Here is a 23,307-nt window from a genome sequence, read left to right as displayed (position 1 = left end):
TCTCCAAAAAATATTTAAATTTAAACAAGAAATAAAAGGGATTTTATAGTTGTCTTTGAAATGGATATTATTAAAAAATTATGGCGGGGCGAGGAGTGGAAATTATGGATACTGGATCAGCTGTGCCATTATGGCAGTATGACGAGCGGGCTAAAGCCGGTGTGGATTACAAAGATGCGTCAGTCGCGGCTGAATATGATAAACAGCACGGCAAGTTTCGTGATTTTGAAAAAGATGCCCGGGCAGTAATGCAGCTGCTTGATTTGAAACCTGATCACACGGTCATTGACCTGGGATGCGGCACCGGCGCCTTCGTAATACCGGCGGCCCGCTCATGCCGGAAGGTCTATGCCGTGGATATCTCGCCGGCCATGCTGGACAGGTGCCAGGAGAAAGCCAGGGCAGAGGGACTTGACAATATTGAAACACACTGTGCCGGCTTCCTGTCTTACAAACATAATGGAGATCCGGTGGACGCGGTTGTTTCCGTCGCCGCGCTGCACCACCTGCCTGATTTCTGGAAAGCTGTCGCTTTTAAGCGTATGTACGATATGCTTAAGCCCGGTGGCAAGCTGTATCTTTTTGACATCATCTTTACTTTTCCGGTTGAGTCATACCGGAGTGAGTTTGACAGCTGGGTTAACGGTATGCGCGAGAGGGCCGGCCAGTCGATGGCGGATGAGAGTATAGTCCATATCCGTGACGAGTACAGCACCTTTGACTGGGTAATTGACGGGATGGTTGAGCGGGTCGGTTTCAAAACGGAGCAGAAGTTTTCCAATTTTCCTCGCAGCCTGACTTACATCTGTACCCGGCCGGAGGGGAGATAAGGGTAAAAAGAGCCGGCCGTAACCAGCGGCCGGCCTTGGGAAGCAAAAAGAACGCCCCTTGTTTCAAAGGACATCCCTCTGTATCATGGTATTTAAAACTCGGCATTTTTAGGGGTCCTGGGAAAGGAGATAACGTCGCGGATGTTGGTCATCCCGGTCAGGTACATCAGAAGCCTTTCGAACCCCAGGCCAAAGCCCGCGTGCCTGACGCCCCCGTATTTGCGGATATCCAGGTACCACCAGTAATCCTCTTTGTTTAACCCCAATTCGCCCATCCTTTTTGCCAGGAAGTCGAGCCTTTCTTCTCTCTGGCTGCCGCCGACGAGCTCACCCACGCCCGGCACCAGGAGGTCCATGGCTGCGACAGTCCTGTTGTCATCGTTCATCCTCATGTAAAAGGCCTTGATTTCTTTCGGGTAATCCGTTATGAAAACCGGCCTGCCGAAGTGTTTTTCGGTTATATAACGCTCGTGCTCGGTCTGCAGGTCGATGCCCCATTCAACGGGGTATTCGAACTGCTGGCCGGAATTTTTCAGGATTTCGACCGCCTCGGTGTAAGTGACATGGCCAAAGTCCGACCCAACCATACTTTCCAGGCGCTCCAGCAGCGACTTGTCGATAAAGTTGTTAAGGAACTGCATTTCTGCCGGGGTTTGTTCCAGCACGTAGCTAACAATGGACTTGAGCATATCTTCGGCCAGGTCCATATTTTCAGTAAGGCCGGCAAAGGCAATTTCCGGCTCGATCATCCAAAATTCGGCCGCGTGGCGCGGCGTGTTGGAGTTTTCAGCCCGGAATGTGGGGCCAAAAGTATAAACTTTGTTAAACGCCATACAGTATGTTTCCGCTTCCAGCTGACCGCTGACCGTTAAGTTTGTTTCTTTGCCGAAAAAATCTTTAGTGAAGTCGACCGCGCCCTTATTATCACGGGGGGTTCTGTCAGAATCCAGCGTGCTTACCCGGAACATTTCTCCGGCGCCCTCCGCGTCGCTGCCAGTGATTATGGGCGTGTGCACGTGGACAAAGCCGTTCTCCTGGAAGAATTTATGGATGGCGTATGCGGCGACCGACCTGATTCTAAAAATGGCGGCAAATGTATTCGTGCGCGGGCGCAGGTGAGCAATGGTGCGCAGGTATTCAAAGGTGTGCCTTTTTTTCTGCAGGGGGTAATCCGGCGATGAAAGCCCTTCGATTTCTATAGACTCCGCCTTCAGCTCGAAAGGCTGTTTCGTCCCGGGGGATTCAACCAGCTGCCCGGCGGCTATTATGGCTGAGCCTGTAATCAGTTTGGACACTTCAATATAATTGTCCAGCTTATCCTCAAAAACAACCTGGAGGTTGGAAAAGAATGACCCGTCGTTGAGTTCAATAAATCCAAAGTTCTTGGAAGACCTGACCGTCCTCACCCAGCCGGATATAAGTATTTTTTTATTCAGGTATTTTTCTTTCTCCGTGTACAGTTCCTTCACTGTGGCTGCTTCCAATGCATGTTCCCCTTCCCGGCAATGACATATGTAAATTATATTTGCTTACTCCTTCATTTTTACCCTGATTTTAACAATTATTCTTCCATTTATTTTATTTTTTTGTGCTCATTTAATCAAGTACCCCCATAAAAGGGAAACAATAAGAACGCCCCTTGTTTCACATAATAAAAATTGCCTTATTTGTAAATCTTAATAGCAAGCATTTTTTAATTGGGGGGAAGCTGTTTGAAACCAAAAATCTTAAAAAAAATACTGCCTCAGTCGTACACGATGAACACAGCTCAAAAGCCAATGCACTCGGGAGAAATTTACCACCTGTGGGACGCCCTGACCGCAAGCTACAGGGTGATCAATATTGCGGAAACTTACCAGATGAACACCCAGGACCAGGAGGTCCACCTGTTTCTGAAAGGTCTGGTGCAGGGCACCCTGCTATTGAGAATACCCAGGCTGGAAAACCTGCTGAAAGACGCTGGTTTTGCCGTGCCCCCGCGCCCGGCCAGCAAGACCCTGCAGGGCAAGCCGGGGGTGGGCCAGGAAGTTAAATTGACCGATGAAGAAGTCTTAAAAGTAATGCTTACTTTGGCCCATTCCCTGCTGATCCTTGACGCGAGGGGGGTGGGGACGGCTACCACCAACCAGGCCATCCGGGAAGTATTTATCGATTTACTCAAAAAAACTATCATGGCGCACGATATCTTAATGAAATTGGGGACCGGCAGGCAGGCCTTTAACCCGTCGCCTCCCGCCACAGCGTCGCCCGGCGCCCTGAACCTCGGGGAAGTATACTGGCTCTTTGATCACCTCGGTTACAGGCATTCCACCATTGTCCTGCTTGAAACCTATTTCACCAACTCCAACGACGCTGAGTTAAAGAAGGTTCTTAACCACGGCTTGCAAAAAGTTGCCCTCCCCCAGCTGCAAAACATAGAGACGCTCCTGAAAAACGAGGGGTTTACCGTTCCGGCCCGCCCTGTCACCAGGACGAAACAGCTGCCCGCGGGAAGGACAGGTAAAATCATCTTAAGGGACAGCGAGATCCTAAGTGTTGTGATCACAGCGACCCAGGTAATGCTGGACATACACACCAACTCCCTGGGGTCAACCTACCGCGCGGATATGAGGGAATTGATTAAAGGCTTTATTTTTGACGAAATAGAGTATTTGACAATGCTGATCAACCTGGGCGGCAAGCGAAACCTGATGGAATACCCGCCAAACGTAACAGCAAAAGTTTAAAAGAGGGGTGGAAAAAATGCAATTCAAAATATTAAAAAAAATACTCCCGTCATCATACACTTTAAATACCGCGAAAAAACCAATGCACGCCGGGGAAATATACCACCTCTGGGAATCCCTCACCGCTTCGCACCAGCTGGTAAATTCCCTGGAAACTTTTCAGATGAATACGGATGATAAAGGGATGCACAAGGTTATAAAGGATTTCGCGGCCCAAATGAGGGACCAGCGCATACCCAGGCTGGAAGGCCTGCTGAAAGACGCCGGTTTTACCGTTCCGCCCAGGTCATCTTCTAAAACTCTCCAGGGAAGGCCGGGGGTGGGCAACGAAGTAATACTCACAGATGAGGAAATCACCAGGATCATGTTCAACCTGTCAAGCGCGTTGATTATTCTTGACGGGCGGGCTGTCAGTGCTGTAACAACCGACGATACAATCAGAGGGCTGTTCATTGACCTTTTAAAGCAGGACATTAAGCAGCATGAAGCCATTATTTCTTTCGGCAAGAGCAGGCTCGCCTTTAACCAGCCCCCCATGGCGGTGTCGGCGCCAAAAGGGCCGACAATAGGCGATGTTTACTGGCTATGGGCTGAAATGGAATTCTTCAGGAGCTCCAGTATCATCCTGCTGGAATCTTATTTAAGCAACACCAATGACAAGGAGCTGAAAAAACTCCTGGAGCATGGACTATACAATATTGCCTACCCGCAATTGAAAAAAGTCGAGGATGTGTTAAAAGCCGCCGGTTTTACTGTGCCGCCCCGGCCGGTGACCAGGATGCGCCAGCGGCCGCCCGGTGTTATCGGCCAAATCGCTTTATCCGATGACGAGGTGGCCAATGTCGTCATAACGGCTAGCCAGTATCTTTTAAACCAGCATATAAGGGCTTATTCAGCTACTATCAGCGATGAATACAGGGCAATTTTCAAGGGTTTCATAACAGAGGAAATCGACAATATCAACAAGCTGTGTAAAATGGGGAGCAGCAGAAATCTCATGGCTTCCCCTCCCCAGGTGATATCCAAGAGAGGCTAATAGAATGGGGTCAGTGACCTCTCAAATAAAAAAAGCTGGTGAGTTAAACACCAGCATTATTTATATTATTTGTTAATTGAGTATTCCTATATCGCCAAAGGGATAATAGCGGAATTCCGCCTTGCCGATTATGTTCTGCACCGGCAGCGGCCCCCAGTACCTGCTGTCGTTACTGTGATTACGGTTGTCGCCCATAACGAATAATGTATTTTCGGGGATTACATATGGTTTAAAGTCAACAACCGGTTTCTCCAAAATGTATGGTTCGTTCAGCGGTTCTCCATTTATATATACAGTCCCTTTTTTAATAGAAACTGTTTCGCCCGGCAGGCCGATGACCCTTTTAATAAAAGGGATGTCATCTTCCGACTTAACGGATGCCGGGGGATCGAAGACAACGATATCGCCCCTTTCGATATCTCTGAGCCCTTTAATTTCAAATGAAATTTTTTCTACGATGAGGTGGTCCCCGATTTTTAAAGTGGGCAGCATGGACTCGGAGGGAATGAACCTGGCCTCGGCCACGTACGTCCTCACGAGAAGTGATATTACAAGAGCTAATATAATAATTTTGGCGTACTCAAAAAAAACAGCTTTGAAATTGTTATTCATATAGTCACCGCCTTTAAAATGAAAGACGCTCTCAAGCGTCTTTTTTAAGGTTCAGGTACGGGTTGGCCTGATTTCAGGCGGTTTGCAAGCCAGGCTTTTTTCGCTTCTTCCAGTTTAGCCATGGCTTCCTGCGGCGTCTTGCCCTCGGCTACGCAGTCGGGCAGGGCGGGGATGGCGGCCGCCCACGCCCCGGCGGCGCCTATCAGCTTTACATCATATTTCAGGCTTAAATAATAATCTAAGTTTTTCATGGTAATATATTACCACAAAAAAGGCACTCATGAAAACATCAAATTGCTTGTGTCAGGTGGACGGGGTTGTTGACACCTTTGTTAAATCACTTGCGCAAACTGAAGTTTCAACCACCTGCACAGGTTGAATATCTAAGATAGTTCTGATAATATAATGTTGTACACTGCAGAAAGGGACGGGTAGCGAGGAATGAGGAACAGCTAGTTCTGGAACAAACAAATTTCATGCGAATTGCCGGGGGCAGTTCTGTTCCGGGATGGGGTTATCCTCGCCTTTTTTTTAAATTTACCCGTAATTAATAAGATTCTAAACCGCTGGCCTTATAATAAGGTTTTTCAGCCATTTTTAACGGGTTCTGACGAGGATAATCCTCCCGAGTATTTATGTTCGGGGGGATTTTTTTGTTGGTACTGCAGGCTTGCAATATAAAAAAATCATACGGTGACAGGGTAATCGTCCAGTTTGACGATTTGAAAATATACTATGGTGACAGGATCGGCATAGTCGGGGCCAACGGCGCCGGCAAAACGACGCTGCTAGACCTTCTTTCCGGGCGCCTGAGACCTGACGAGGGGCGCCTGGAACTGCGCGCCGGCCTTTCCTACATCGGGCAGGAAGGAGGCCCGGGGACCGGCCCGGACCGGAAGCTGGCCAGGGAGTTCCGGGTCAGCGGTGTAGACGGCGGCGCTGCCAGCGGCGGCGAAAAGACGCGGCTGAAGATCGCGGCTGGTTTTGAGGAAAGCGCTGGCGTCCTGTTTGCCGACGAGCCCACCGCCAACCTGGACCTTGACGGGATAAGGCTGCTGGAAGACAAGCTGGCGGCTTTCAGGGGAGCCATGCTGCTGGTTTCCCACGACCGGGAGTTCCTGGACCGCCTGTGCTCTAAGATTATCGAAATCCGGGACGCCGGGCTGCAGGTATTCCAGGGCAACTACTCGGACTACCTGAGCCAGCGGGAAGCGGCTTTCGAGCGGCAGCTCTTTGAATACCGCCAGTATGTGTCGGAGAAAAAAAGGCTTTATGATACCCTGGCCGAGCGGCGCGTCAATGTTAAAAAGGTCAGAAAAAACCCCAAAAGGATGGGCACTTCTGAAGCGCGCCTGCACAAGAGGGATTCGACTGAAATCCAGGAAAAGCTGAACAAAACGGTCAAGGCCATCGAAACCAGGCTGGAGAAACTCGAAGTTAAAGAAAAGCCGCGGGCGCTCCCGCAGGTAAAAATTAACATCAGCCAGGTTGGCGACCCTGTTGCCCGGACCGTGGCGGCAGGGGAGGACATAGACCTGTATTTTGGCAGCAGGTGCCTCTTTAAGAAGGCGTGTTTTGAAATTCCCCGGGGCAGGAAGACAGCCCTGGTGGGCGCCAACGGCAGCGGCAAGACTACCCTGGCCAATATGATTGTCAGCGGCGCGGCGGGTACCAGGCTTGCTCCCGGCACGATAACCGGTTATTTCAACCAGGACCTGGCAGGCAACCTTGATTACCGGGACAACGTATTGGGCAGCGTGATTAAGAACAGCGCCCAGCCAGAGTCGCTGGTCAGGACTATCCTGGCGCGCTTCCTTTTCAGGGGCGACGACGTTTACAAAGAGGTGGCGCGTCTCAGCGGCGGCGAGAAGGTAAAACTATCGCTGGCGAAAATATTGACAGGCGGCGCCAACTTTATCATCCTGGACGAGCCGACCAACTACCTGGACATAATCTCAATGGAAGCCCTGGAGTCGGTGCTGCGTGATTACAAGGGAACGATGCTGATCATATCACACGACCGCAAGTTTCTGAACAACGTGTCCGACCGGGTGCTTATGATCGAAAAATGCTCGATCATAACTTACGAGGGAACTCTGGAGGATTATATCAGAGAATCTAGCACCAGGCCCGGCGCCAGAGAAAAAGAAATGGAGGACATGGTACTCCGGCTCAGGCTTTCCGAGCTGGCCGGCAAGTTAGCCGAGTGCAGGGACGAAGAGGAGCGAAGCCGCCTGGACGGAGAATACCGGCAGTTGTTGAAAGATAGGGGTCAGGCTTGAGTTATTTACTTATTTGGGGCGGGCAATTACCTATTGCCAGAATCAAAAAGACTGCTCATGTATAATTCTTCAGCTCCAGGCAAAAATACCAAGAAAATAATATTATTATGGAGGATTCATGAGTAATCAAGCGATATTATGGTCAATGTTAATCGTGCCCTGGTTTACGATTTTCTTTATGAAAAAAGAAGATATAAAACGTTTTATGCCGATCGCTTTGTTTACTATAGTAATTACCAGCTTAACAATTGAAATAGGCAGTACATTTAATTTATGGCGGATTAAGGAAACTATGTATCCGCTCAGTTATACAATATCTTACATATATGGTCTGGCGCCAGTAGTTGCTATGTGGGTATTTAAGTTAACTTATGGAAAGTTCTGGCTGTTCATTGGCAGCGATTTATTGTTTAATATTGTATTCTCTTTTTTAATGACACCATGGTTGGTAACGCGAGGGATTAAGGATTTGAATACCGGCAGAATAACGGTTTTAATAATAACTACCGTTCTTTCTTTGCTATTATACTTGTACCAAATGTGGCAGGAAGGCGCTTTAGTTCCTGCTATTAAAAAATCCGTACCTATACTTCAACCGGAGTTCAATAAACCATTAATCAAAGAAGGTGATAAAACAGAAGAATGAATAGCCTCTTGTCTTGCCTTACATTGATGCTTTGTAGATATTCATTATATCTTCAATGGTTCCCTGTCTGGGATTGGTGAGAGAACATATATCCTTCAACGCATTTTGTGACATTTCCTCGATATCTTCGGCTGCCAGGCCCATCTGGGCCGCCCGGTCCGGTATTCCTATTTGTTTACTGAGTTTTTTTAGCGCACTCATTATTTTGTCTACAGCCTTAGATTTGGTGCCTGCTTTCAGATTCATTGCTTTAGCCATATTCATTATCCGTTCCCCGGGAATTGAAACCGAATTAAATTCCAGGACGTATGGCAGCAATACAGCAGTATAATCACCATGCGGCCCTTTATAAAATCCGCCCATTTGGTGCGCAAGAGAATGAAGATACCCCAATCCGGCACTGTTGAAAGCCATAGCTGCCATAATTTCCGCATACATCATTTTCTCCCTGGCTTCCATATCATTGCCGTTTTCATAAGCCCTGGGGAGATACTCAAAAGCCAGCCTTATAGCTCCAAGAGCCAGGGCGTCAGTTATAGGAGAAGCTTCCAGCGAAGAATATGCTTCAAGGGCATGTGAGACAACATCTATTCCCGAACTTGCAGTAACCTCTTTAGGCATGGTTGTCATAAATATTGGGTCATTAACAGATAAGAACGGTGTCAACATAGGTGAGGTTATAGTCATTTTGACTTTCCTTGAAGTGTCAGCAATTATTGCAGTCATTGTTAACTCAGCGCCGGATCCAGCCGTGGTATTTATGGCAATTTGCGGGATAACCGGTCTGCTTACCTTATTATATCCTTCATAATCGATGATTGAACCGCCATTGGCGGCAACTGTCGCGATGGCTTTGGCGCAGTCGTGGTTTGTCCCGCCGCCTATGGAAAAAATTAATTTATAGCCTCTTATTTGCAGGGATTTAAAATATGCTATACCGTCTTCAACGAAAGAAACCGTTGGATTTGGGTGCAGCACACCATCAAAAATGTCATAGGAGATAAAAAGGTTTTTTAATACCTTTTCCAAAAATTCAACATATCCCAGACTGATCATGTTTTTATCGGTAACAATCAGTACTTTGCTCAGCTTATAGGCCAGCATTTCATTTGGGAGGTCTTTAAAAGCCCCTATACCAATTAAATTTTTCGGGGGTAATAAAAAATTGTGCGTGTTTTCCAAGCTGCCCTCTCCAAAAAATTTCTAAAGTTTTTTCCAAGAATAGTATCCCCCTAAAATTTATGCTTATTATATAAATAAAGGTGGGACAGGGTGACAGCCCCCTTGTCCCACCAAAAGTAAATAACTCAAGCCTGACCCCATAGACAGAAGTGCATGTGCCCGGCGGCATGGTAGCCGTCGGTGCGTCCCAGGAAATAACGTTTTTCGATGTCGGACGGGCTTAAATTCTCCTGGAGGACCATGCCTGCGCCGGCAAGGTCCGCAGCCAGCGCGTCCGGATCGAAGCCGCCTTTGAGCGGTTCGCCCACCCTCTGTACGATTTCCCGCATCAACTGGACCTGTCTGGACGCTTTCCCGGGGGTAAACGCGTCGGTGTCCAGATAATCGAAGACAACCTGGCTGCCTGCGGGCGCGATGCCGGCAATGGCCCGCAGCGTGGCTATGACCTCGGCGCGGTCCAGGTAAATGGTTACTCCCAGCCAGCTGAAAAAGCTTAGTTTACCAGGGTCATACGAAGATTGCCCCAGTGCGCCCGCCAGGTTTTCTTTTGTGAAGTCAACCGGAATAAAGTGCATGTGCCCGGGCATCTCCCAGCCCAGTTCCTTAAGGCGGCTGAGCTTGAAAGCCTGGGTCAGGGGGTGGTCGATCTCGAAGACCTCGAGCCGGCCAGACAGGTCGGGCCGCCGGAAGGCGAACGTGTCCATGCCGGCGCCCAGGATCACGTACTGGCACACGCCCTTTTGCATCGCGGTTTCAAGGCAGTCTTCCGCATACCGCGAGCGGCTGATGGTTGCCGGACAGCCCTGAATGCGCATGTACCAGGCCAGGGCGGATGCCTGGTCGGGGCAGGAGGCTGCGCGCTCGGGATCGAAAAATTTCAGGGACTCCGCCAGGTTGCGTTCAAGATCTGCCCGTTCTTCTGCTGTAAAAAAATGATACGCCAAGTGGTCGTCAAAAATCTTTGCTTCGCCGTGCACTGCGTGGTAGGCCCGGGCGTAGGCGGTCAACAGCGCGGTGAGGCTGCCCTTGTTTTGTTTCAAGTATTTCACCTTGCTTAAGGAATTTTTCAGGATTGGGTACGAGGGACCTGTCCCCCTGTCGGTTCTGCGTGTCAAGAGAACCGTCCCCTTGACACGGTTTTGACTTCAGCCGGCAAGCTCCGCGATACACCGGCCGGGGTTGTCCCGGTACAGGCCGCCGTGGTAGCAGATCACCGTATCAATGTCAAAAAGGGTAAGTTTCTTCAGAGACTTTAACGCGGTTTCACTGTCATGGTTAATGAATTGCGGGGCAGGCACCAGAAGGCCGCCGGTAACAAACAGGGAGTCCCCGGCGATTAAAGTCTTACTTCGTTTTAGGTAAAGGCAGGTATGGCCCGGGGTGTGGCCCGGGGTGTGGACCACAATGATGCCGCCGCAATAAGGCAGTTCCTCGCCGTCAGTAAAGGTGCGGTCTACCCCAACCTTGAGGTCCCTGAAGTTTTCAAAAACTTTTTTCATGACCAGGCGCTGTTCCTCCGGCAGGGAGACAAGCTGTGAGTCAATCAGCGCCATCCTTTCCGGCGTCAGCTTGACCGAGGGCAGCTCGCCCTGGATATAAGGTTTCTCGACCTCGTGGGCCAGCACTTCCGGCTTTTGGGGCAGGTCCTGCAGAACAGCCGGCATCCCTCCCACATGGTCTATGTCGTGGTGGGTGAAAATAATTTTGCCGATGCGTCCAAACGGCATACCCGCTTTCTCCATCGCTGCGCGGATTTTTGGCAGTTGGCCGGGAAATCCCGTGTCCACCAGGATCACTTCGACATCGTCCCAGATCAGCGTGGGATTAACAACATTTTGCTCTCCCATAACAACCGCAGAGAGCTCCAGCATTTCCACTCCATCAGCTACCTTCATCCTATCTCCTCCAATGGGGCGACCCCCGTAATTTTCGTGCACATATTATATATCATATTTGAGGAATTACAGTCAATAGATAAAAATTTTATGATAACACATAAAAATTATTTTGTCAAGTAGATGATTATAATGAGATACAATAAGGGAAACAATATGTTTTGGAAAAGCGAAAGGGTTGAGTTGAGTTTCAGAAGACAAATGCAGCGCTTGGTGAAAAGTAAACCTCACGCCTTGCTCAGGGGAGAGTGCCTTTTGAAATTGCAGGCAGGGACAGGAGGACAGGTTCCTTGTCCCAGTGTCCCAGGAGAACCGTTCCTCAGACACCTTATGGCTAACACTGGTTATGCTGTGATATACTAAATATGGAAACAAATAAAAATGGAAGCCTTGAGATGCTTGAGCATGGAGATTTGAATCTACAAACAAAAGGAGGTTTTTGAATGAACTGTCCTAGCTGTAAGAAAGCCCTGCAGGAAGATTTTAAATTTTGCCCGTATTGCGGCGCGCAAATAGTGAGCAGCTGTTACTCATGCGGGAAGAAGGTCGATCCGGCCTGGGTGTCCTGCCCCCACTGCGGCACGTCGTTAAAGGGGCAGCCGAACCAGCAGTATCCGGCAAATTCTCCCCCGCCACCGCCGTCGCAGCATCATTACCCGCGGGACCAGTACCAGCACGGGTACCATCACGGCAGCAGTTCCCGCCGGCGCCATAAGCGGGGTTTCCTGGGCCGCATCTTTTCTTCCTGAAGGGAGCATCCCCGGCTCGGGGTATATACTGTTGAAGCATTACTCGGTCAGGGAAGCTACGGGGTGGCAATAAAGGCCGGCCGGGATGGACGTCATTACGCTATTAAGGCGTTGATAGACAGGGAAGACCAACCGCGGGGTGAACTTCCTTTTCAGCTGGAGTCAGAAATCCTCAGGGGGATTGCGCACCCACGGGTACCGGGTTTTGTGGAATCCTTCACAGCCGGCGATATCTACTGCATCGTCCAGGAGTTCGTGGCGGGAATGCCTTTAAGCAGCCTGTTGGAAGCGGGCCGCCGTTTCAGCGAGGGAGAGGTAAAGGGACTTCTCCTGCAGCTTCTTTCCATTTTGAACAGCCTGCACTCTCCGCCACGGCGGGAGAACGCCGTGGTCCACCGCGACCTGAGACTTTCCAACCTGCTGCTGAAAGACGACAAACTATTTTTAATAGATTTTGGATTCGCGAGATATCTCGACCTGCCCAGGAATCTCTCCTGCCCCGACCCGCTGGAATACAAATACAGCAACAGCTTAGGCGGTGAGCTCCTCTTGAGGCGGCTTGGCGATCTGCCGTCAAGAAAAAAGATACCGGGCGCGGAGACTTACCGGCTGCTGCGCACGGAAATTTCCCCGCGCAGCGACCTTTTCGGGGCCGGGGTCGTGGCTGTGGACCTTTTCACCAGTTGGGTAGAGGACGAAGCTTTATTTGAAATGCCATGGCAGGAGGTATTGCCTCTCTCGCGGCCTTTCACGGGCTTCCTGTCGAGGCTTTTAGCCCGGGAGGACGGTTTCGAGACGGCCGCTGAGGCGCTGGAACAACTGAATTCCCTGTTGTAAATATCGAAAATGAGCCAGGGGCCTTTCTCTGGCTTTTTGTTTTTGATAACACATTAATAAATGCGGGAATTTTTCTGATATACTTAAATTGTATAATATTCCGACGCGGAGTGATTACCATGCCATATTTCAGCTGGAATAGTAATAAGATATTTTACAGAGATGAAGGAGAAGGAGAAACAGTACTGCTGCTGCCTGGTAACACATGCTCTTCGTCCGTTCACAAAGGCGATATTGAATACTTTTCACAGCGTTACCGGGTGATATGTCCAGACTACCACGGGTACGGGAAGTCAGGCAGGGTGGAGAGTTTCCCCATTGACTTCTGGTGGTATAACGCCCTGATGTGCGTGGAGTTGATCAACTCTTTGCAGATCCCCGGCATTTTTGTTATCGGCACCAGCGGCGGGGGGTTGATTGGACTCAATGTGGCGATACTGTCCCGTGGATCGGTTAAATGCGTTGTTGCCGACAGCATACCCGGCGAGTTCCCCGGTGAAGACGACATTGTGTCTGTGACGAACGCGCGCAAGGTTATCACAGAGAGGCAGGCCCGTTTCTGGGCCAGGGCGCATGGCGAGGACTGGCTGGATGTGATCAGTCTAGATACAAGACTGGTCGTAAAAAATGCCAGGGCAGGGGAAAGCTTTTATAAAGGCAGGCTGGGTGAAATCCAATGCCCCGTGTTGCTGACAGCCAGCCTGGCGGATGACCTGGTCGTCAATATTGAAGGCCGCGTCGCCGGTGTTGCCAGGCAGATACTGTCGTCTAAAGCCGTGTTCTACGCGACCGGGGCACATACACTGATGCAGAGCCGGCCGGACGAGTTTCGCGCGGAAGTCTCACACTTTCTGGAAAATTTAAATTTATAGAGGATATGCCGTGATTGGGAACGAACGAAAAAACATACGACCGGGCTTGAAAGTAAAAGTAATTCAGAAACAGCACCAGCGTACCGGGCAGTTAACCGAGGGAGTGGTAAAAGACATCCTTACCAAAAGCCCCTTCCACAACCGCGGTATCAAAGTGCGTCTGGATAACGGAATAATTGGCAGAGTGCAGGAAGTGATCGACTGATGGCAGAGAAGTACAATATCCAGGTCTTCGGACTGAAGAAATGCCAGGACACCAGGAAAGCGGAGCGCTTCTTCAAGGAGCGAGGCATCCCCTACCATTTCATCGACCTGACCGTGCGCGGCCTGAGCAAGGGCGAACTGGAAAAGGTCAAGCAGGCAGTCGGCCTGGAAAACCTGATCGACAAAGCCGGGAAAGAATATGCCAGGCGCAACCTGAAGTATATCGCGCACGATGTGGAAGAGGCGCTGCTGACCAACCCTCTCCTGTTTAAAACGCCGCTGGTCAGGAGCGGCCCAAGGGCGACAGTCGGCTACCGCCCCGAGGTATGGAAGCAGTGGCTGGAATAAAGTTAAATCAAAACACCCGCAAATATCCCCTTTCTTAGAGAGGGGATATTGTTTGGATGGTGAATTTTATAGTTGTACCGGTATTTTAGCATCGGTGACACAGCAGAAATTTTTATTGAGGTAAAATATATGAGTGAGCGGAACAACACAGTCGTAGCAAGCGGCGATATTTGCATTAATAAACTTCTTTGGACCACCTCCCCGCAGGTTCAGAACGGCTGGAACTGGCAGACCCAGGAAAATATGAGCAGGATATCGGTGCCGGGTGAATCCATGCTGTTGGCCAGGCTTATCTCCCTGGCAACCGGCCAAACGGTCCTTGCTCCGGATATGCGGAATACGGCATCCATTAATTTTAATGAATTCCTTCATTCCACAGCAGAGATAGAACTGTTTCCCAGAATTCCAGGGAGAAAGGACACCAGTAAAGTATACCGGACCAGCCGCTTTCTTGGTTTTACAGGAACGCCATCCGGATTGCCAAAATTGCTCCCTGTTTTTGATGATGACGCGGACGCGGCCATGGTCGTCATTGACGACGAGAACAATGGATTCAACGAGCAGCCGGACTTTTGGCCGCTGGCCCTGAAAAGTGCAGGGAAAAATCCCCTGGTCCTGTATAAAGTGAATAATCCGAACATGTCCAGCGCTTTATGGAAGCACCTGGTGGAAACACATATTGAAAAAATGATCATCATCATCAACAGTGAAGACCTCCGTGCCAAGGGCGTGAACATCAGCAAAAGCATCTCCTGGGAAAGGACGGCACAGGATTTTGTATGGCAGCTGAACAACAACCCGAACCTTTCATTTCTGGTGGGGTGCAGGCACCTGATTTTTACTTTCGGGCTGGAGGGAGCGATCTATTATAAATGTAACGGTGTTACCGAATCACGGCTCTATTTTATGCCCTATCAGTTCGAGGGGGATTTCCTGAAGGAAATCCAGGGCGGGATGTACGGATATACCTCCTGTTTTGTCGCCGGGTTGGTAAAAAGTATTGTTGCGAATGGAATGAAAGAGGAAGAACTGGTTTTTTCAATCAATGACGGCATACGCGAAGGCATCGTGGCCGCGCAAAAGTATTATATCGAGGGTTTTGGCGGGAGTACATCTGGGATTACTTTCCCCAATCCAAAAATCTTCTCGGAAGATGACAGTGATGCAATTTCAAAAGAAAGTGTGCAGGATGTAAAGATCCACATTCCAATCAATGATAACAGCCAGGACAAATGGTATATTTTAAATGATAAAAGCCCGTCCAACCTGGTGGAAATTGCCGCGGAAATTGTAAAAAACGGCGATGAGAAGGTCCTGAAGTTTATCCCGGTGGCCAGGTTCGGCCAGCTGAAAACCGTGGACCGGACAGAGATCGAAAGCTACCGCAGCATCAACAACCTGATGGGCGAGTACATTGCCACGAAAAACGCGCTCAGGCCCCTTTCCATCGCCGTATTCGGGACTCCAGGCTCCGGAAAATCTTTTGGGGTAACCGAGGTGGCGGCGAATATCGCGCCTGACCTGATCACCAAGCTGAACTTTAACCTGTCCCAGTTCCGGTCTCCTTCCGATTTGGCGAAGGTCTTTCATAAGGCAAGGGATTTTTCGCTGCGGGGGAAGGTGCCGCTGATTGTTTTTGATGAATTTGACACTTCTTTTGAAGGAAAGCTGGGTTGGCTGAAGTACTTTTTGGCTCCCATGCAGGACGGGCTGTTCAGAGAAGAGGACGCTGTGCACCCGATCGGAAAGGCAATTTTTGTTTTCGCGGGCGGGACCAGCAGCACATTTGAGGAATTCTGCGGCGAGACAATCACGGACGAAGAGGAAAAGAAACGGTTTGTAATGGATTTTAAAAGCGCGAAAGGACCGGATTTCATCAGCCGTCTGAGGGGGAACGTCAACATCCTCGGCCCGAACCCGGCGAACCACCGGGTGGACCAGCTTTTTGTCATCCGCAGGGCGATGCTGCTCAGGTCCTTTTTTGAGAGAAAGCTGCCTCACCTGATTAACGACAGGGGTGAGGCGCAGATCGATAACGGGGTGCTGCGGGCATTGTTGAAGGTCCCCAGGTACAAGCATGAATCAAGGTCCATGGAAGCGATCATGGACATGAGCATACTGACCAACGCCAAAAAATGGGAGCAGTCACACCTGCCTTCCAAGGAGCAGCTGAAGCTGCACGTGGATGAAGAGCAGTTCACCCGCCACTTGATGCATGACGTGTTCTACAGTGAAAAAATTGAAAGCCTGACCCACGCTATTTTTGAAATGGTCCAGAAAACCATCGAAAAAGACGGTATCAGCCATGAAACAGTGAAAAAACGCTGGGAAGCCATGCCGGAGGATGAGAGGAATTTCTACCGGGAGCACATCAGGCAGATCCCGGACGCCATGGTGCGGCTTCAATATGATATCGTTTCGGTAATTGGAAAATCCGAGGCAATCAAGCTGAGTGAAAAGGAAATACTCAGCCTGGCCGAATATACGCATGACAACTGGTTTGCACATAGAAAAGAGTTGGGCTGGAAATTCGGTGTATCCCGTGACGAACAGCTGAAAACCGACCCCAACCTGGTGTCCTGGGACGTCTTGAACGAAGAGTGGAAAAAGCGCGTCAGCAGCATGGTGGAAAAATGGCCCGCCATCCTGGCCAACGCGCACTTTAAGGTGGAGTACCTGAAGCCGGTATAATCGCATTTTTTGCAATAGAACAGGTAAAATCGTGTCAAGAGAACCGTCCCCTTGACACGGTTTTACTTTTTACTGGCCATCATCCTGATGGTTTCTTCCTTGTGCTCGCTCACAAAGTTACAACCGGGAGCCGTGCCGCATTTCCAGCAGGCCATGTCGTAGGCGGAGTTGATTGTGCCGCAGGAGGGACAGGAGTAATGCCGGTCCATTTCCTCGAACCACTTTTCATAGCCTGCTTCTTTAATTCGTTCCTGGGATTTCCACAGTTCCAGCCTGTGCGGCATCTCTGCCTGAAACGATTTCAGGTCGGCACACGGGTATTCCCCGCATTCTCCGCAAAAGTCGATCCCTTTTTCAGCGGCGCATTTATACATCTTGCAGATATTCTCACAATAATAAGAGCGTTTATCCGAGCGGCAGCCGTTGCACTGCAGCTTGTCGAGCGGCTGACCGATACGCCTGGACATCGCCTCAAGCCTCCCGGGGTCCTTATGGTTGCCGATATATACAGTGCAAGAAGGGCAGAACAGCCCGCAAACGGCGGCCAGCTTTTTGTCCGGGACACTGGGTTTTTTACTATCCATGTTTCACTATCCCCTCTCTTAATATAATTTCCTTCCATTTACACCCAAAGCGGGTTATCACAGCTGCGGTCCCCTGCCGATAGCCATTTTGCCCTTGAAATACCTTTGTTTTATCTCTGGGTACTTCTCAACCAGGCTGGCCAGTCCCTGGTTCTGGATGGTGCACAGGCTGAAAACTTTAATATTATGGGGCAGCCTTTCTGCCCGGTCTGCAGCCGGGTTTAACCTGGCGCATGGGAATCCTTTACACTCGTAGCAAAAATCAACCGCGTGTTCAGCTGCGCAGGTATAAGTTTCACATGTGCCGGCTATGGCCGGGCATTTTCCCTGGACTGTCCTGCAGCCGGGGCAGGGCAGCGCGTCTGTGTTGAGAGCTTTCTTCATGTATTCCAATAAAGCGGGGTCGTCCTTTGCTTTGTAGGCCTCACATTCACCGCAGTAAATGCCGCACGGTCCTGTTAGAGTAAAATCAGCTGAGCCTTTCATAACGGTAGCCTCCTTTCCCTTGTTTTATCAGTTAGACTGCCGCGGGTACTGAAAGGTTACAAAAAGTTCAGGACAAAATTTCCCATTCTTTATTTTTTATGCCTTCCCTGACCCTTTTTGATAAAGATTCGTCGGCGGTGTCCCGGTAAAGGGACTGGTAGACATCTCGCAGCATCTTCAGTTCGACGATCTCATCCTCGGCTTTGATGATGATTTCAGGGCGGGGATTTACCAGGTATTCTTTTTTAATCCAGCCCTGCTTCAGACCGTAGCGGACCCACTGGCTGCAGTGACAGGGGTTTGATTTTTTAATTAACTGGCACTGGTTTTCCAGGTAGCCGGTAATTCTTTTCTTGGCCCGGTGCAGTGTGGTTTTAACTGAACTGACCGAGCAGTCTAAAATTTCAGCGATGTGCTTGTAGGGCAGGCCTATGGTATACGCCAGGCAGAAAACTTTGCGTTGGTTGACAGGAAGGCATTCCGTAAAGCAGTGCATGCAGCGGATCCTGGCCTCCCGGGCCAGCAGTTCGGTTTCCGGGTCGTGAGACGGGTTGAGGTCGAGGATCTCCTCGACCGGGATGCCCAAATCTTCGGTCATCACGTAAATCGGCAGCTTGTTCCTTTTTTTCAGGTAGCTGTTGGCCACATTCAGGGTAATTCTATATATCCAGGTAAAAAAAGAGCTTTCTCCACGAAAGGTATGATAGGAACGAAAAGCCCGGAAAAAGGCCTCCTGGGTAATATCCTCGGCGTCGCCCGGCTTGTTCGTAAGCCCCAGGGCCAGCCTGTATACCTTGTCCTGATTGTCCCGGTAGAGCTGGTCAAAGAGATCTGTTAGTACAGGGGACATAATATCCACTTCCTTCAGGAGGATTGCTAATATAAATTTCGATGACGGGATTATAAGTCCTCTTAACGAGGATTTGTCTTTTTTTCGTGGAATAACGAAGTAATCATATTTACAATTAATAAAATTTGGTTATATATTCACTTATTCAACAAATTTTCAGTTTCCATTCAGAATGGTTTCAGCAATGGCCCGGATAATATAAGCAGGGGCACTGGATAAAAATTCAATGTGTGTCAAGGGGACGGTTCCGTGTCTTGGGGACGGTTTTGTTGACACGATTACTAATATTAAATCTTGGGACAAAAGCGTGTCAACAGAACTGTCCTCATGACACGAAAAGAACCGTCCTTGACACGCTCGAAGAGGTGGTTGACAGTTATGCAGCAGCTGAAAGGAATAAAAATATTGCTGGTGGACGACGAGCCGAACATACTGCAGTTTTTGGAGCTCGGCCTGCGAAACGAGGGTTTTGAGGTAAAAAGCGCCCAGGACGGCATGACGGCCATCACCCTGCTGAAGGAGTTCCAGCCCCATGTGGCTATCCTCGACGTCATGATGCCGGGCATGGACGGTTTTGAAGTCTGCCGCATGATCAAAAAAACCGGGAACGTAGCGGTAATCATGCTCACGGCCAAGGACGAGGTGGACGACCGGGTGAAGGGCCTCAATCTTGGGGCCGACGACTACATGGTGAAGCCGTTCAGCTTTGAAGAGCTGCTGGCCAGGATCTACGCCAGGATCCGCAACCAGTTTCCCCATTTGTTCGGGGAAGTGGTAATCGGGCCGTTTCAGATCGATGACCGCCGCAAAGAAATCAGGCTGAATGACCGGGTCCTGGAGCTTTCGCCGACCGAGTACGAACTGCTGAAATTTATGGTGCTCAACCACGGTCTGGTTCTGAGCAAGACCATGATCCTGGATAAGGTATGGGGCTATGACTTCGGGGGAGAAGAAAACATAGTCGAGGTTTACATCCGTTCCCTGCGGGATAAGCTGAACGACAAGGACCACCAGCTGATCAGGACCCTGCGCGGATCCGGGTACCGGGTTGACCTGCCATGAACCAGAAATTCGCCACCCGGCTCAAATCTTTATTAACTCCCAACTCGCTCCGGGTCCAGCTTTTGTCCCGCACCCTGCTGATCATGGCCGTTTTGCTGGCGCTGATCGGCATATTTCAATATGTTTTCATGAAAGAGGTTATCTACAGAAATAAAGCGGAGAGCATGCAGAGCCAGCTCATATCCTTCTACCCCGCTATCTGGGAGCGTCTCGGCTCAATAAAGGAAAACGGCGACACGCGACTGCCGCGGTTCTTTTTTCCCGAGACCGAACTGGCCTTTATAGACACGCAGGGCAATTACACCGTGCTCTCCAACGGGCCGGACGGCTTAGAGCCGCCGAGGCTGGGCACGCAGGAGTATATGGAATTCTTAAACAGGAGGCCTATGCAGGATACCAGGCCGGAGCCCAGATCGGGGGCAAAGCTGGTGATAAGGTCAAACTTTAAGGTTGTTGAGAGCGGGGGAGTGGAACAGTTACTGGTACTGCAGCCGGTTTTTGAGCACGGCCAGAACCTCGGCATCGTGCAGGTAAGTACTAAGACCGGCCCGCTGACAGACCTGCTTCTTCGCCAGCTGTTCACATTCCTGTTCCTTTCCCTGGCCGCCATGATCTTCGGGCTGCTCGCCTTTTTGCCGGTTCTGCGAAGGACACTGGATCCCCTGTCCAACATGGTAGACACCGCCGGTCAGATCGACGCCGGTAATTTAGACAAGCGATTTCCGACCAACCAGGGGCAGGTGGAAATAGACCGCCTGGCGGAATCATTTAACGGGATGCTGGAGCGGCTGGAAGCTTCGTTTGAGGCGGAAAAGGAAACCCAGGAGCAGATGCGCCGCTTCATATCGGACGCCTCGCACGAACTGCGCACGCCGCTGACCTCCATCCGTGGTTTTTTGGAGGTGCTGCTGCGCGGCGCTGCCGACCAGCCGGAACAGCTGCATAAAGCTTTAAACAGCATGCACGGCGAATCGGTGCGCCTGACCAAACTTGTGCACGACCTGCTGCTCTTGAGCAAGCTGGACCGCGAGCCAAACATCGATCTCAAGGAAGGGCGGCTGGACACCGTGTTCGAGGATATGGAGCCGCAGCTGCGCATTCTCGCCGGCGGCAGGAAGCTTGACCTGGATATCGAGCCTGAGATAATATGCAGTTTTGACACTGACAAAATGAAACAGGTGGTGCTGAACCTGTTTCACAACGCGGTGCAGCACACTGACCCTGAAAAGGGACAGATCAGGATTTCGCTCGCTAAAATGGACAGCGGCGTGCAGCTGACGGTCCGGGATAACGGGCCGGGGATCAGCGAAAGCCACCTCCCCCATGTCTTTGACCGTTTTTACCGCAGCGACTCCTCGCGCACGCGCAAATACGGCGGGGCCGGCCTCGGCCTGGCGATTACCAGGTCCATTGTAAACGCCCACGGTGGAACCATCAGCGTGGAAAGCAAAGAAGGAGAAGGCTGTACTTTTATCATTTGGCTCCCCTAAAAACGTGTCAGGGGGACGGTTTTCTCCTGTCGCATTCTTGAATACAGAGTGAAAAGGGAAACACCATTGAAAAATGGTAATATGAGATGCAATATTTGAATCCCGCTCACTACCAAATAGATATTCTCAAAAAAACAGAAGTTGCCTGGCAGGGCGGGATTTTACCCGCCTATTTTTGTTTATGAGGTGCTCTTCCAAATAGCCTGATGAATCCCGGCTAACAAGCTCGCGATGAATCATTAGGAACGTTCCCGTGATTCCTAAACGACCCGTCATCATTAAATGCCAATTAACTGCTCAAATTACCCACAAATCGTGTCAAGAGAACCGTCCCCTTGACACGCTTCCCGCAAAACCGTGTCAAGAGAACCGTCCCCTTGACACGCTTGGCACACTTTCAGTTAATGTTCAGTTTCCGTTAAGGGATAATTCAGGTAACAAAGATATTATTGTTAAATAAAGGTTCTGCGAGATTAAAATGCCGAGGGGATACCGTATGAAAAATATCTTCAGCTCACTAAAACTTAATAAGGTCACGGGAATCTTTAAAAAGAAAAAATTTCTTTATGGCACAATAGCCGCGGCAGTTCTGTTAATCATATGCGGCTATTTTTTCTGGGGCGGCAGCAAACAGGACAGCACATACATAACCAGCACCGTTAAAAAAGGCACTGTCTCAAATACCATCCCGGCCACCGGCACCATAGAGCCGGTGAGCACCGTGTCGCTGAGCTTTGAAAACGCGGAGATCATCAGGAAAATTTACGTCAAGGTGGGCGACTACGTGACCGCCGGGCAGCTCCTGGCTGAACAGGAAGAAGACGACCTGCAGGCGCAGGTGTCCCAGAGCTCGGCCAGCCTGAAAAGCGCCGCCGCCAAGCTGGCAGACCTGGCAGACGGCGCGACGGAGGAAGAAATAATCAAGGCTGAGACCAGCGTCAAAACCGCACAGAATTCATACGACCAGGCCAAGACAAACCTGGAGCGCTACCAGCAGCTTTTCCAGGCGGGGGCCGTTTCCCGGGCCGACCTGGACTCGGCGGAGAGTACATACATCAGCGCTGAAAGCAGCCTGAAGCAGGCCGAGGCCGCGCTGAGGACGACCCTGGCCGGCGCCACGGCGGCAGACCTGGCGGCGGCGGAAGCCACCTATGAAAGCAGCAGCGCCCAGCTTAAGATGGCACAGAAGGAACTGACCGGGGCGAAGATGACCAGCCCGATGAACGGTATCGTCAGTGTGATCAACGGCGGCGAAGGCCAGCGGGCTACCGCCAACAACAATACCACCAGCAGCAGCAGCGGTTTTATGACCGTAATCTCGGAAAAGCTGCAGGTGGAGGCCAAGGTCAACGAGGCTGACATCGGCAGTCTGAAAATAGGCCAGACAGCGGAGCTTACCGTCAACGCTTTTCCCAACAAGACCTTTACCGGCAAGGTCAGCAGCGTCTCGCCCATAGCCACCACGGTGTCAAACGTGCAGGTCTATGATACGGTGATCACACTGGATGACAACCAGAACGAGTTGAAAGCCGGCATGCCGGCGACCATAACCATAATTGTCGAGGAGTCTGAAGACGTCCTTACCGTGCCCAAGGGAGCAGTCACCTATGCCGCCAAACAGTCCGCCGGGACAGGAAACGGCCCCGGCCGCGGCGCCAGCGTCATTGTTATGGATAAGTCCGGCAACTTATCAACCCGGCCGGTGGTACTGGGGCTGTCGGACTCCAGCAGCTACGAAGTAAAAGAAGGGCTCAGTGAAGGCGAAACAGTGGTGATCGGCGCCGGCAGCGGCAATTCCGGCACGTCAGGCTCAGGCACAAATCCAGGTTCGGGCAGCGGCGGCAGCAGCGGCAATAACAGAGGCACAGGCGGCGCCGTGTTTATGGGCGGGCCGCCCCGGTAGGACGGCTCTTGGTCCAACGCCT

General features: G+C 50.6%; 22 protein-coding genes and 1 pseudogene. 14 read left to right on the top strand and 9 right to left on the bottom strand.

All coding sequences use genetic code 11. The features are described from left to right. Positions 1-104 precede the first annotated feature (104 nt). Complete coding sequence (locus ACOBQJ_RS11660; RefSeq protein WP_421071940.1) at positions 105-830, top strand: class I SAM-dependent methyltransferase; 726 nt, start codon at positions 105-107, stop codon at positions 828-830. 92 nt (positions 831-922) lie between these two features. Here ACOBQJ_RS11660 and asnS read toward each other — a convergent pair whose 3' ends face one another. Next, on the bottom strand, positions 923-2,314 hold the full coding sequence (gene asnS / locus ACOBQJ_RS11655) for an asparagine--tRNA ligase (RefSeq protein ID WP_421071939.1): 1,392 nt from the start codon (positions 2,312-2,314) through the stop codon (positions 923-925). Between the two features lie 228 nt (positions 2,315-2,542). Here asnS and ACOBQJ_RS11650 point away from each other — a divergent pair, with 228 nt between their 5' ends. Both ACOBQJ_RS11650 and ACOBQJ_RS11645 read left to right on the top strand, forming a co-directional pair. Next, positions 2,543-3,556, top strand: a complete 1,014-nt coding sequence (locus tag ACOBQJ_RS11650) for a DUF3231 family protein (RefSeq protein ID WP_421071938.1) — start codon at positions 2,543-2,545, stop codon at positions 3,554-3,556. Positions 3,557-3,572: 16 nt separating this feature from the next. Next, positions 3,573-4,592, top strand: coding sequence for a DUF3231 family protein (locus tag ACOBQJ_RS11645; protein ID WP_421071937.1), 1,020 nt, complete (start codon positions 3,573-3,575; stop codon positions 4,590-4,592). Positions 4,593-4,664: 72 nt separating this feature from the next. Here the strand turns inward: ACOBQJ_RS11645 and lepB are convergent, their stop codons facing one another. Together lepB and ACOBQJ_RS11635 are read right to left on the bottom strand one after the other, a co-directional pair. Then, entirely contained in the window at positions 4,665-5,204 is a 540-nt protein-coding gene (lepB, locus tag ACOBQJ_RS11640; RefSeq protein ID WP_421071936.1) for a signal peptidase I, read from the bottom strand. A gap of 44 nt (positions 5,205-5,248) precedes the next feature. Further along, positions 5,249-5,455: a type II toxin-antitoxin system HicB family antitoxin gene (locus ACOBQJ_RS11635; RefSeq protein WP_421071935.1), complete on the bottom strand. Its 207-nt coding sequence runs from the start codon at positions 5,453-5,455 to the stop codon at positions 5,249-5,251. Between the two features lie 402 nt (positions 5,456-5,857). Here ACOBQJ_RS11635 and abc-f point away from each other — a divergent pair, with 402 nt between their 5' ends. Both abc-f and ACOBQJ_RS11625 read left to right on the top strand, forming a co-directional pair. After that, on the top strand, positions 5,858-7,486 hold the full coding sequence (abc-f, locus tag ACOBQJ_RS11630; protein ID WP_421071934.1) for a ribosomal protection-like ABC-F family protein: 1,629 nt from the start codon (positions 5,858-5,860) through the stop codon (positions 7,484-7,486). Between the two features lie 118 nt (positions 7,487-7,604). Then, entirely contained in the window at positions 7,605-8,132 is a 528-nt protein-coding gene (locus ACOBQJ_RS11625) for a hypothetical protein (protein WP_421071933.1), read from the top strand. An 18-nt stretch (positions 8,133-8,150) separates the two neighbouring features. Here ACOBQJ_RS11625 and ACOBQJ_RS11620 read toward each other — a convergent pair whose 3' ends face one another. The 3 genes from ACOBQJ_RS11620 to ACOBQJ_RS11610 all read right to left on the bottom strand — a co-directional run bounded on the left by ACOBQJ_RS11620 (position 8,151) and on the right by ACOBQJ_RS11610 (position 11,209). Continuing rightward, a complete protein-coding gene (locus ACOBQJ_RS11620) occupies positions 8,151-9,314 on the bottom strand; it encodes an iron-containing alcohol dehydrogenase (RefSeq protein WP_421071932.1) in 1,164 nt (387 codons plus the stop codon). Between the two features lie 125 nt (positions 9,315-9,439). Continuing rightward, the gene (locus ACOBQJ_RS11615; protein WP_421071931.1) at positions 9,440-10,429 is read right to left on the bottom strand and encodes a class I SAM-dependent methyltransferase; all 990 of its coding nucleotides are present in this window, start codon (positions 10,427-10,429) and stop codon (positions 9,440-9,442) included. Positions 10,430-10,459: 30 nt separating this feature from the next. Further along, positions 10,460-11,209, bottom strand: a complete 750-nt coding sequence (locus ACOBQJ_RS11610) for an MBL fold metallo-hydrolase (protein ID WP_421071930.1) — start codon at positions 11,207-11,209, stop codon at positions 10,460-10,462. A gap of 443 nt (positions 11,210-11,652) precedes the next feature. On the opposite strand from ACOBQJ_RS11610, the gene ACOBQJ_RS11605 reads away from it, so the two are divergent. From ACOBQJ_RS11605 to ACOBQJ_RS11580, 6 genes and pseudogenes are all read left to right on the top strand, one after another. After that, positions 11,653-11,958, top strand: a complete 306-nt coding sequence (locus ACOBQJ_RS11605; protein ID WP_421071929.1) for a zinc ribbon domain-containing protein — start codon at positions 11,653-11,655, stop codon at positions 11,956-11,958. A gap of 36 nt (positions 11,959-11,994) precedes the next feature. Continuing rightward, positions 11,995-12,795, top strand: a pseudogene (locus ACOBQJ_RS11600) (protein kinase domain-containing protein); the annotation flags it as partial. A 119-nt stretch (positions 12,796-12,914) separates the two neighbouring features. Then, the gene (locus tag ACOBQJ_RS11595) at positions 12,915-13,667 is read left to right on the top strand and encodes an alpha/beta fold hydrolase (RefSeq protein ID WP_421071928.1); all 753 of its coding nucleotides are present in this window, start codon (positions 12,915-12,917) and stop codon (positions 13,665-13,667) included. Positions 13,668-13,677: 10 nt separating this feature from the next. Continuing rightward, the gene (locus ACOBQJ_RS11590; protein ID WP_421071927.1) at positions 13,678-13,872 is read left to right on the top strand and encodes a YwbE family protein; all 195 of its coding nucleotides are present in this window, start codon (positions 13,678-13,680) and stop codon (positions 13,870-13,872) included. Then, positions 13,872-14,219, top strand: a complete 348-nt coding sequence (locus ACOBQJ_RS11585) for an arsenate reductase family protein (RefSeq protein WP_421071926.1) — start codon at positions 13,872-13,874, stop codon at positions 14,217-14,219. Before ACOBQJ_RS11590 ends, ACOBQJ_RS11585 begins: the two co-directional genes overlap by 1 nt. Positions 14,220-14,348: 129 nt before the next feature. Next, the gene (locus tag ACOBQJ_RS11580; protein WP_421071925.1) at positions 14,349-16,910 is read left to right on the top strand and encodes a RyR domain-containing protein; all 2,562 of its coding nucleotides are present in this window, start codon (positions 14,349-14,351) and stop codon (positions 16,908-16,910) included. A 62-nt stretch (positions 16,911-16,972) separates the two neighbouring features. Here ACOBQJ_RS11580 and ACOBQJ_RS11575 read toward each other — a convergent pair whose 3' ends face one another. The 3 genes from ACOBQJ_RS11575 to ACOBQJ_RS11565 form a co-directional block, all read right to left on the bottom strand. Continuing rightward, on the bottom strand, positions 16,973-17,494 hold the full coding sequence (locus ACOBQJ_RS11575) for a DUF3795 domain-containing protein (RefSeq protein ID WP_421071924.1): 522 nt from the start codon (positions 17,492-17,494) through the stop codon (positions 16,973-16,975). A 57-nt stretch (positions 17,495-17,551) separates the two neighbouring features. Beyond that, positions 17,552-17,980 carry a DUF3795 domain-containing protein gene (locus tag ACOBQJ_RS11570; protein ID WP_421071923.1) on the bottom strand — a complete coding sequence of 143 codons (429 nt, stop codon included), beginning with the start codon at positions 17,978-17,980 and terminating at the stop codon, positions 17,552-17,554. Between the two features lie 67 nt (positions 17,981-18,047). Next, on the bottom strand, positions 18,048-18,830 hold the full coding sequence (locus ACOBQJ_RS11565; protein ID WP_421071922.1) for an RNA polymerase sigma factor: 783 nt from the start codon (positions 18,828-18,830) through the stop codon (positions 18,048-18,050). Positions 18,831-19,208: 378 nt separating this feature from the next. Between ACOBQJ_RS11565 and ACOBQJ_RS11560 the strand changes: the two genes are divergently transcribed. The 3 genes from ACOBQJ_RS11560 to ACOBQJ_RS11550 all read left to right on the top strand — a co-directional run bounded on the left by ACOBQJ_RS11560 (position 19,209) and on the right by ACOBQJ_RS11550 (position 23,285). Further along, on the top strand, positions 19,209-19,892 hold the full coding sequence (locus tag ACOBQJ_RS11560) for a response regulator transcription factor (protein ID WP_421071921.1): 684 nt from the start codon (positions 19,209-19,211) through the stop codon (positions 19,890-19,892). Continuing rightward, on the top strand, positions 19,889-21,382 hold the full coding sequence (locus ACOBQJ_RS11555) for an ATP-binding protein (protein ID WP_421071920.1): 1,494 nt from the start codon (positions 19,889-19,891) through the stop codon (positions 21,380-21,382). Before ACOBQJ_RS11560 ends, ACOBQJ_RS11555 begins: the two co-directional genes overlap by 4 nt. A 496-nt stretch (positions 21,383-21,878) precedes the next feature. Then, entirely contained in the window at positions 21,879-23,285 is a 1,407-nt protein-coding gene (locus tag ACOBQJ_RS11550) for an efflux RND transporter periplasmic adaptor subunit (RefSeq protein ID WP_421071919.1), read from the top strand. Positions 23,286-23,307 lie beyond the last annotated feature (22 nt).

Origin of the sequence: Pelotomaculum propionicicum (assembly GCF_048984525.1) — a bacterium.
Classification (GTDB): Bacteria; Bacillota; Desulfotomaculia; order Desulfotomaculales; family Pelotomaculaceae; genus Syntrophopropionicum; species Syntrophopropionicum propionicicum_A.
This window is presented reverse-complemented; position numbering and strand designations above follow the sequence as displayed.

Coding starts and splice junctions, on each gene's coding strand:
- ACOBQJ_RS11660 (WP_421071940.1), top strand. CDS start 105: ATGGATACTGGATCAGCTGTGCCATTATGGCAGTATGACGAGCGGGCT.
- ACOBQJ_RS11645 (WP_421071937.1), top strand. CDS start 3,573: ATGCAATTCAAAATATTAAAAAAAATACTCCCGTCATCATACACTTTA.
- lepB (WP_421071936.1), bottom strand. CDS start 5,204: ATGAATAACAATTTCAAAGCTGTTTTTTTTGAGTACGCCAAAATTATT.
- ACOBQJ_RS11635 (WP_421071935.1), bottom strand. CDS start 5,455: ATGAAAAACTTAGATTATTATTTAAGCCTGAAATATGATGTAAAGCTG.
- ACOBQJ_RS11625 (WP_421071933.1), top strand. CDS start 7,605: ATGAGTAATCAAGCGATATTATGGTCAATGTTAATCGTGCCCTGGTTT.
- ACOBQJ_RS11610 (WP_421071930.1), bottom strand. CDS start 11,209: ATGAAGGTAGCTGATGGAGTGGAAATGCTGGAGCTCTCTGCGGTTGTT.
- ACOBQJ_RS11605 (WP_421071929.1), top strand. CDS start 11,653: ATGAACTGTCCTAGCTGTAAGAAAGCCCTGCAGGAAGATTTTAAATTT.
- ACOBQJ_RS11595 (WP_421071928.1), top strand. CDS start 12,915: ATGCCATATTTCAGCTGGAATAGTAATAAGATATTTTACAGAGATGAA.
- ACOBQJ_RS11585 (WP_421071926.1), top strand. CDS start 13,872: ATGGCAGAGAAGTACAATATCCAGGTCTTCGGACTGAAGAAATGCCAG.
- ACOBQJ_RS11580 (WP_421071925.1), top strand. CDS start 14,349: ATGAGTGAGCGGAACAACACAGTCGTAGCAAGCGGCGATATTTGCATT.
- ACOBQJ_RS11575 (WP_421071924.1), bottom strand. CDS start 17,494: ATGGATAGTAAAAAACCCAGTGTCCCGGACAAAAAGCTGGCCGCCGTT.
- ACOBQJ_RS11570 (WP_421071923.1), bottom strand. CDS start 17,980: ATGAAAGGCTCAGCTGATTTTACTCTAACAGGACCGTGCGGCATTTAC.
- ACOBQJ_RS11565 (WP_421071922.1), bottom strand. CDS start 18,830: ATGTCCCCTGTACTAACAGATCTCTTTGACCAGCTCTACCGGGACAAT.
- ACOBQJ_RS11560 (WP_421071921.1), top strand. CDS start 19,209: ATGCAGCAGCTGAAAGGAATAAAAATATTGCTGGTGGACGACGAGCCG.
- ACOBQJ_RS11555 (WP_421071920.1), top strand. CDS start 19,889: ATGAACCAGAAATTCGCCACCCGGCTCAAATCTTTATTAACTCCCAAC.
- ACOBQJ_RS11550 (WP_421071919.1), top strand. CDS start 21,879: ATGAAAAATATCTTCAGCTCACTAAAACTTAATAAGGTCACGGGAATC.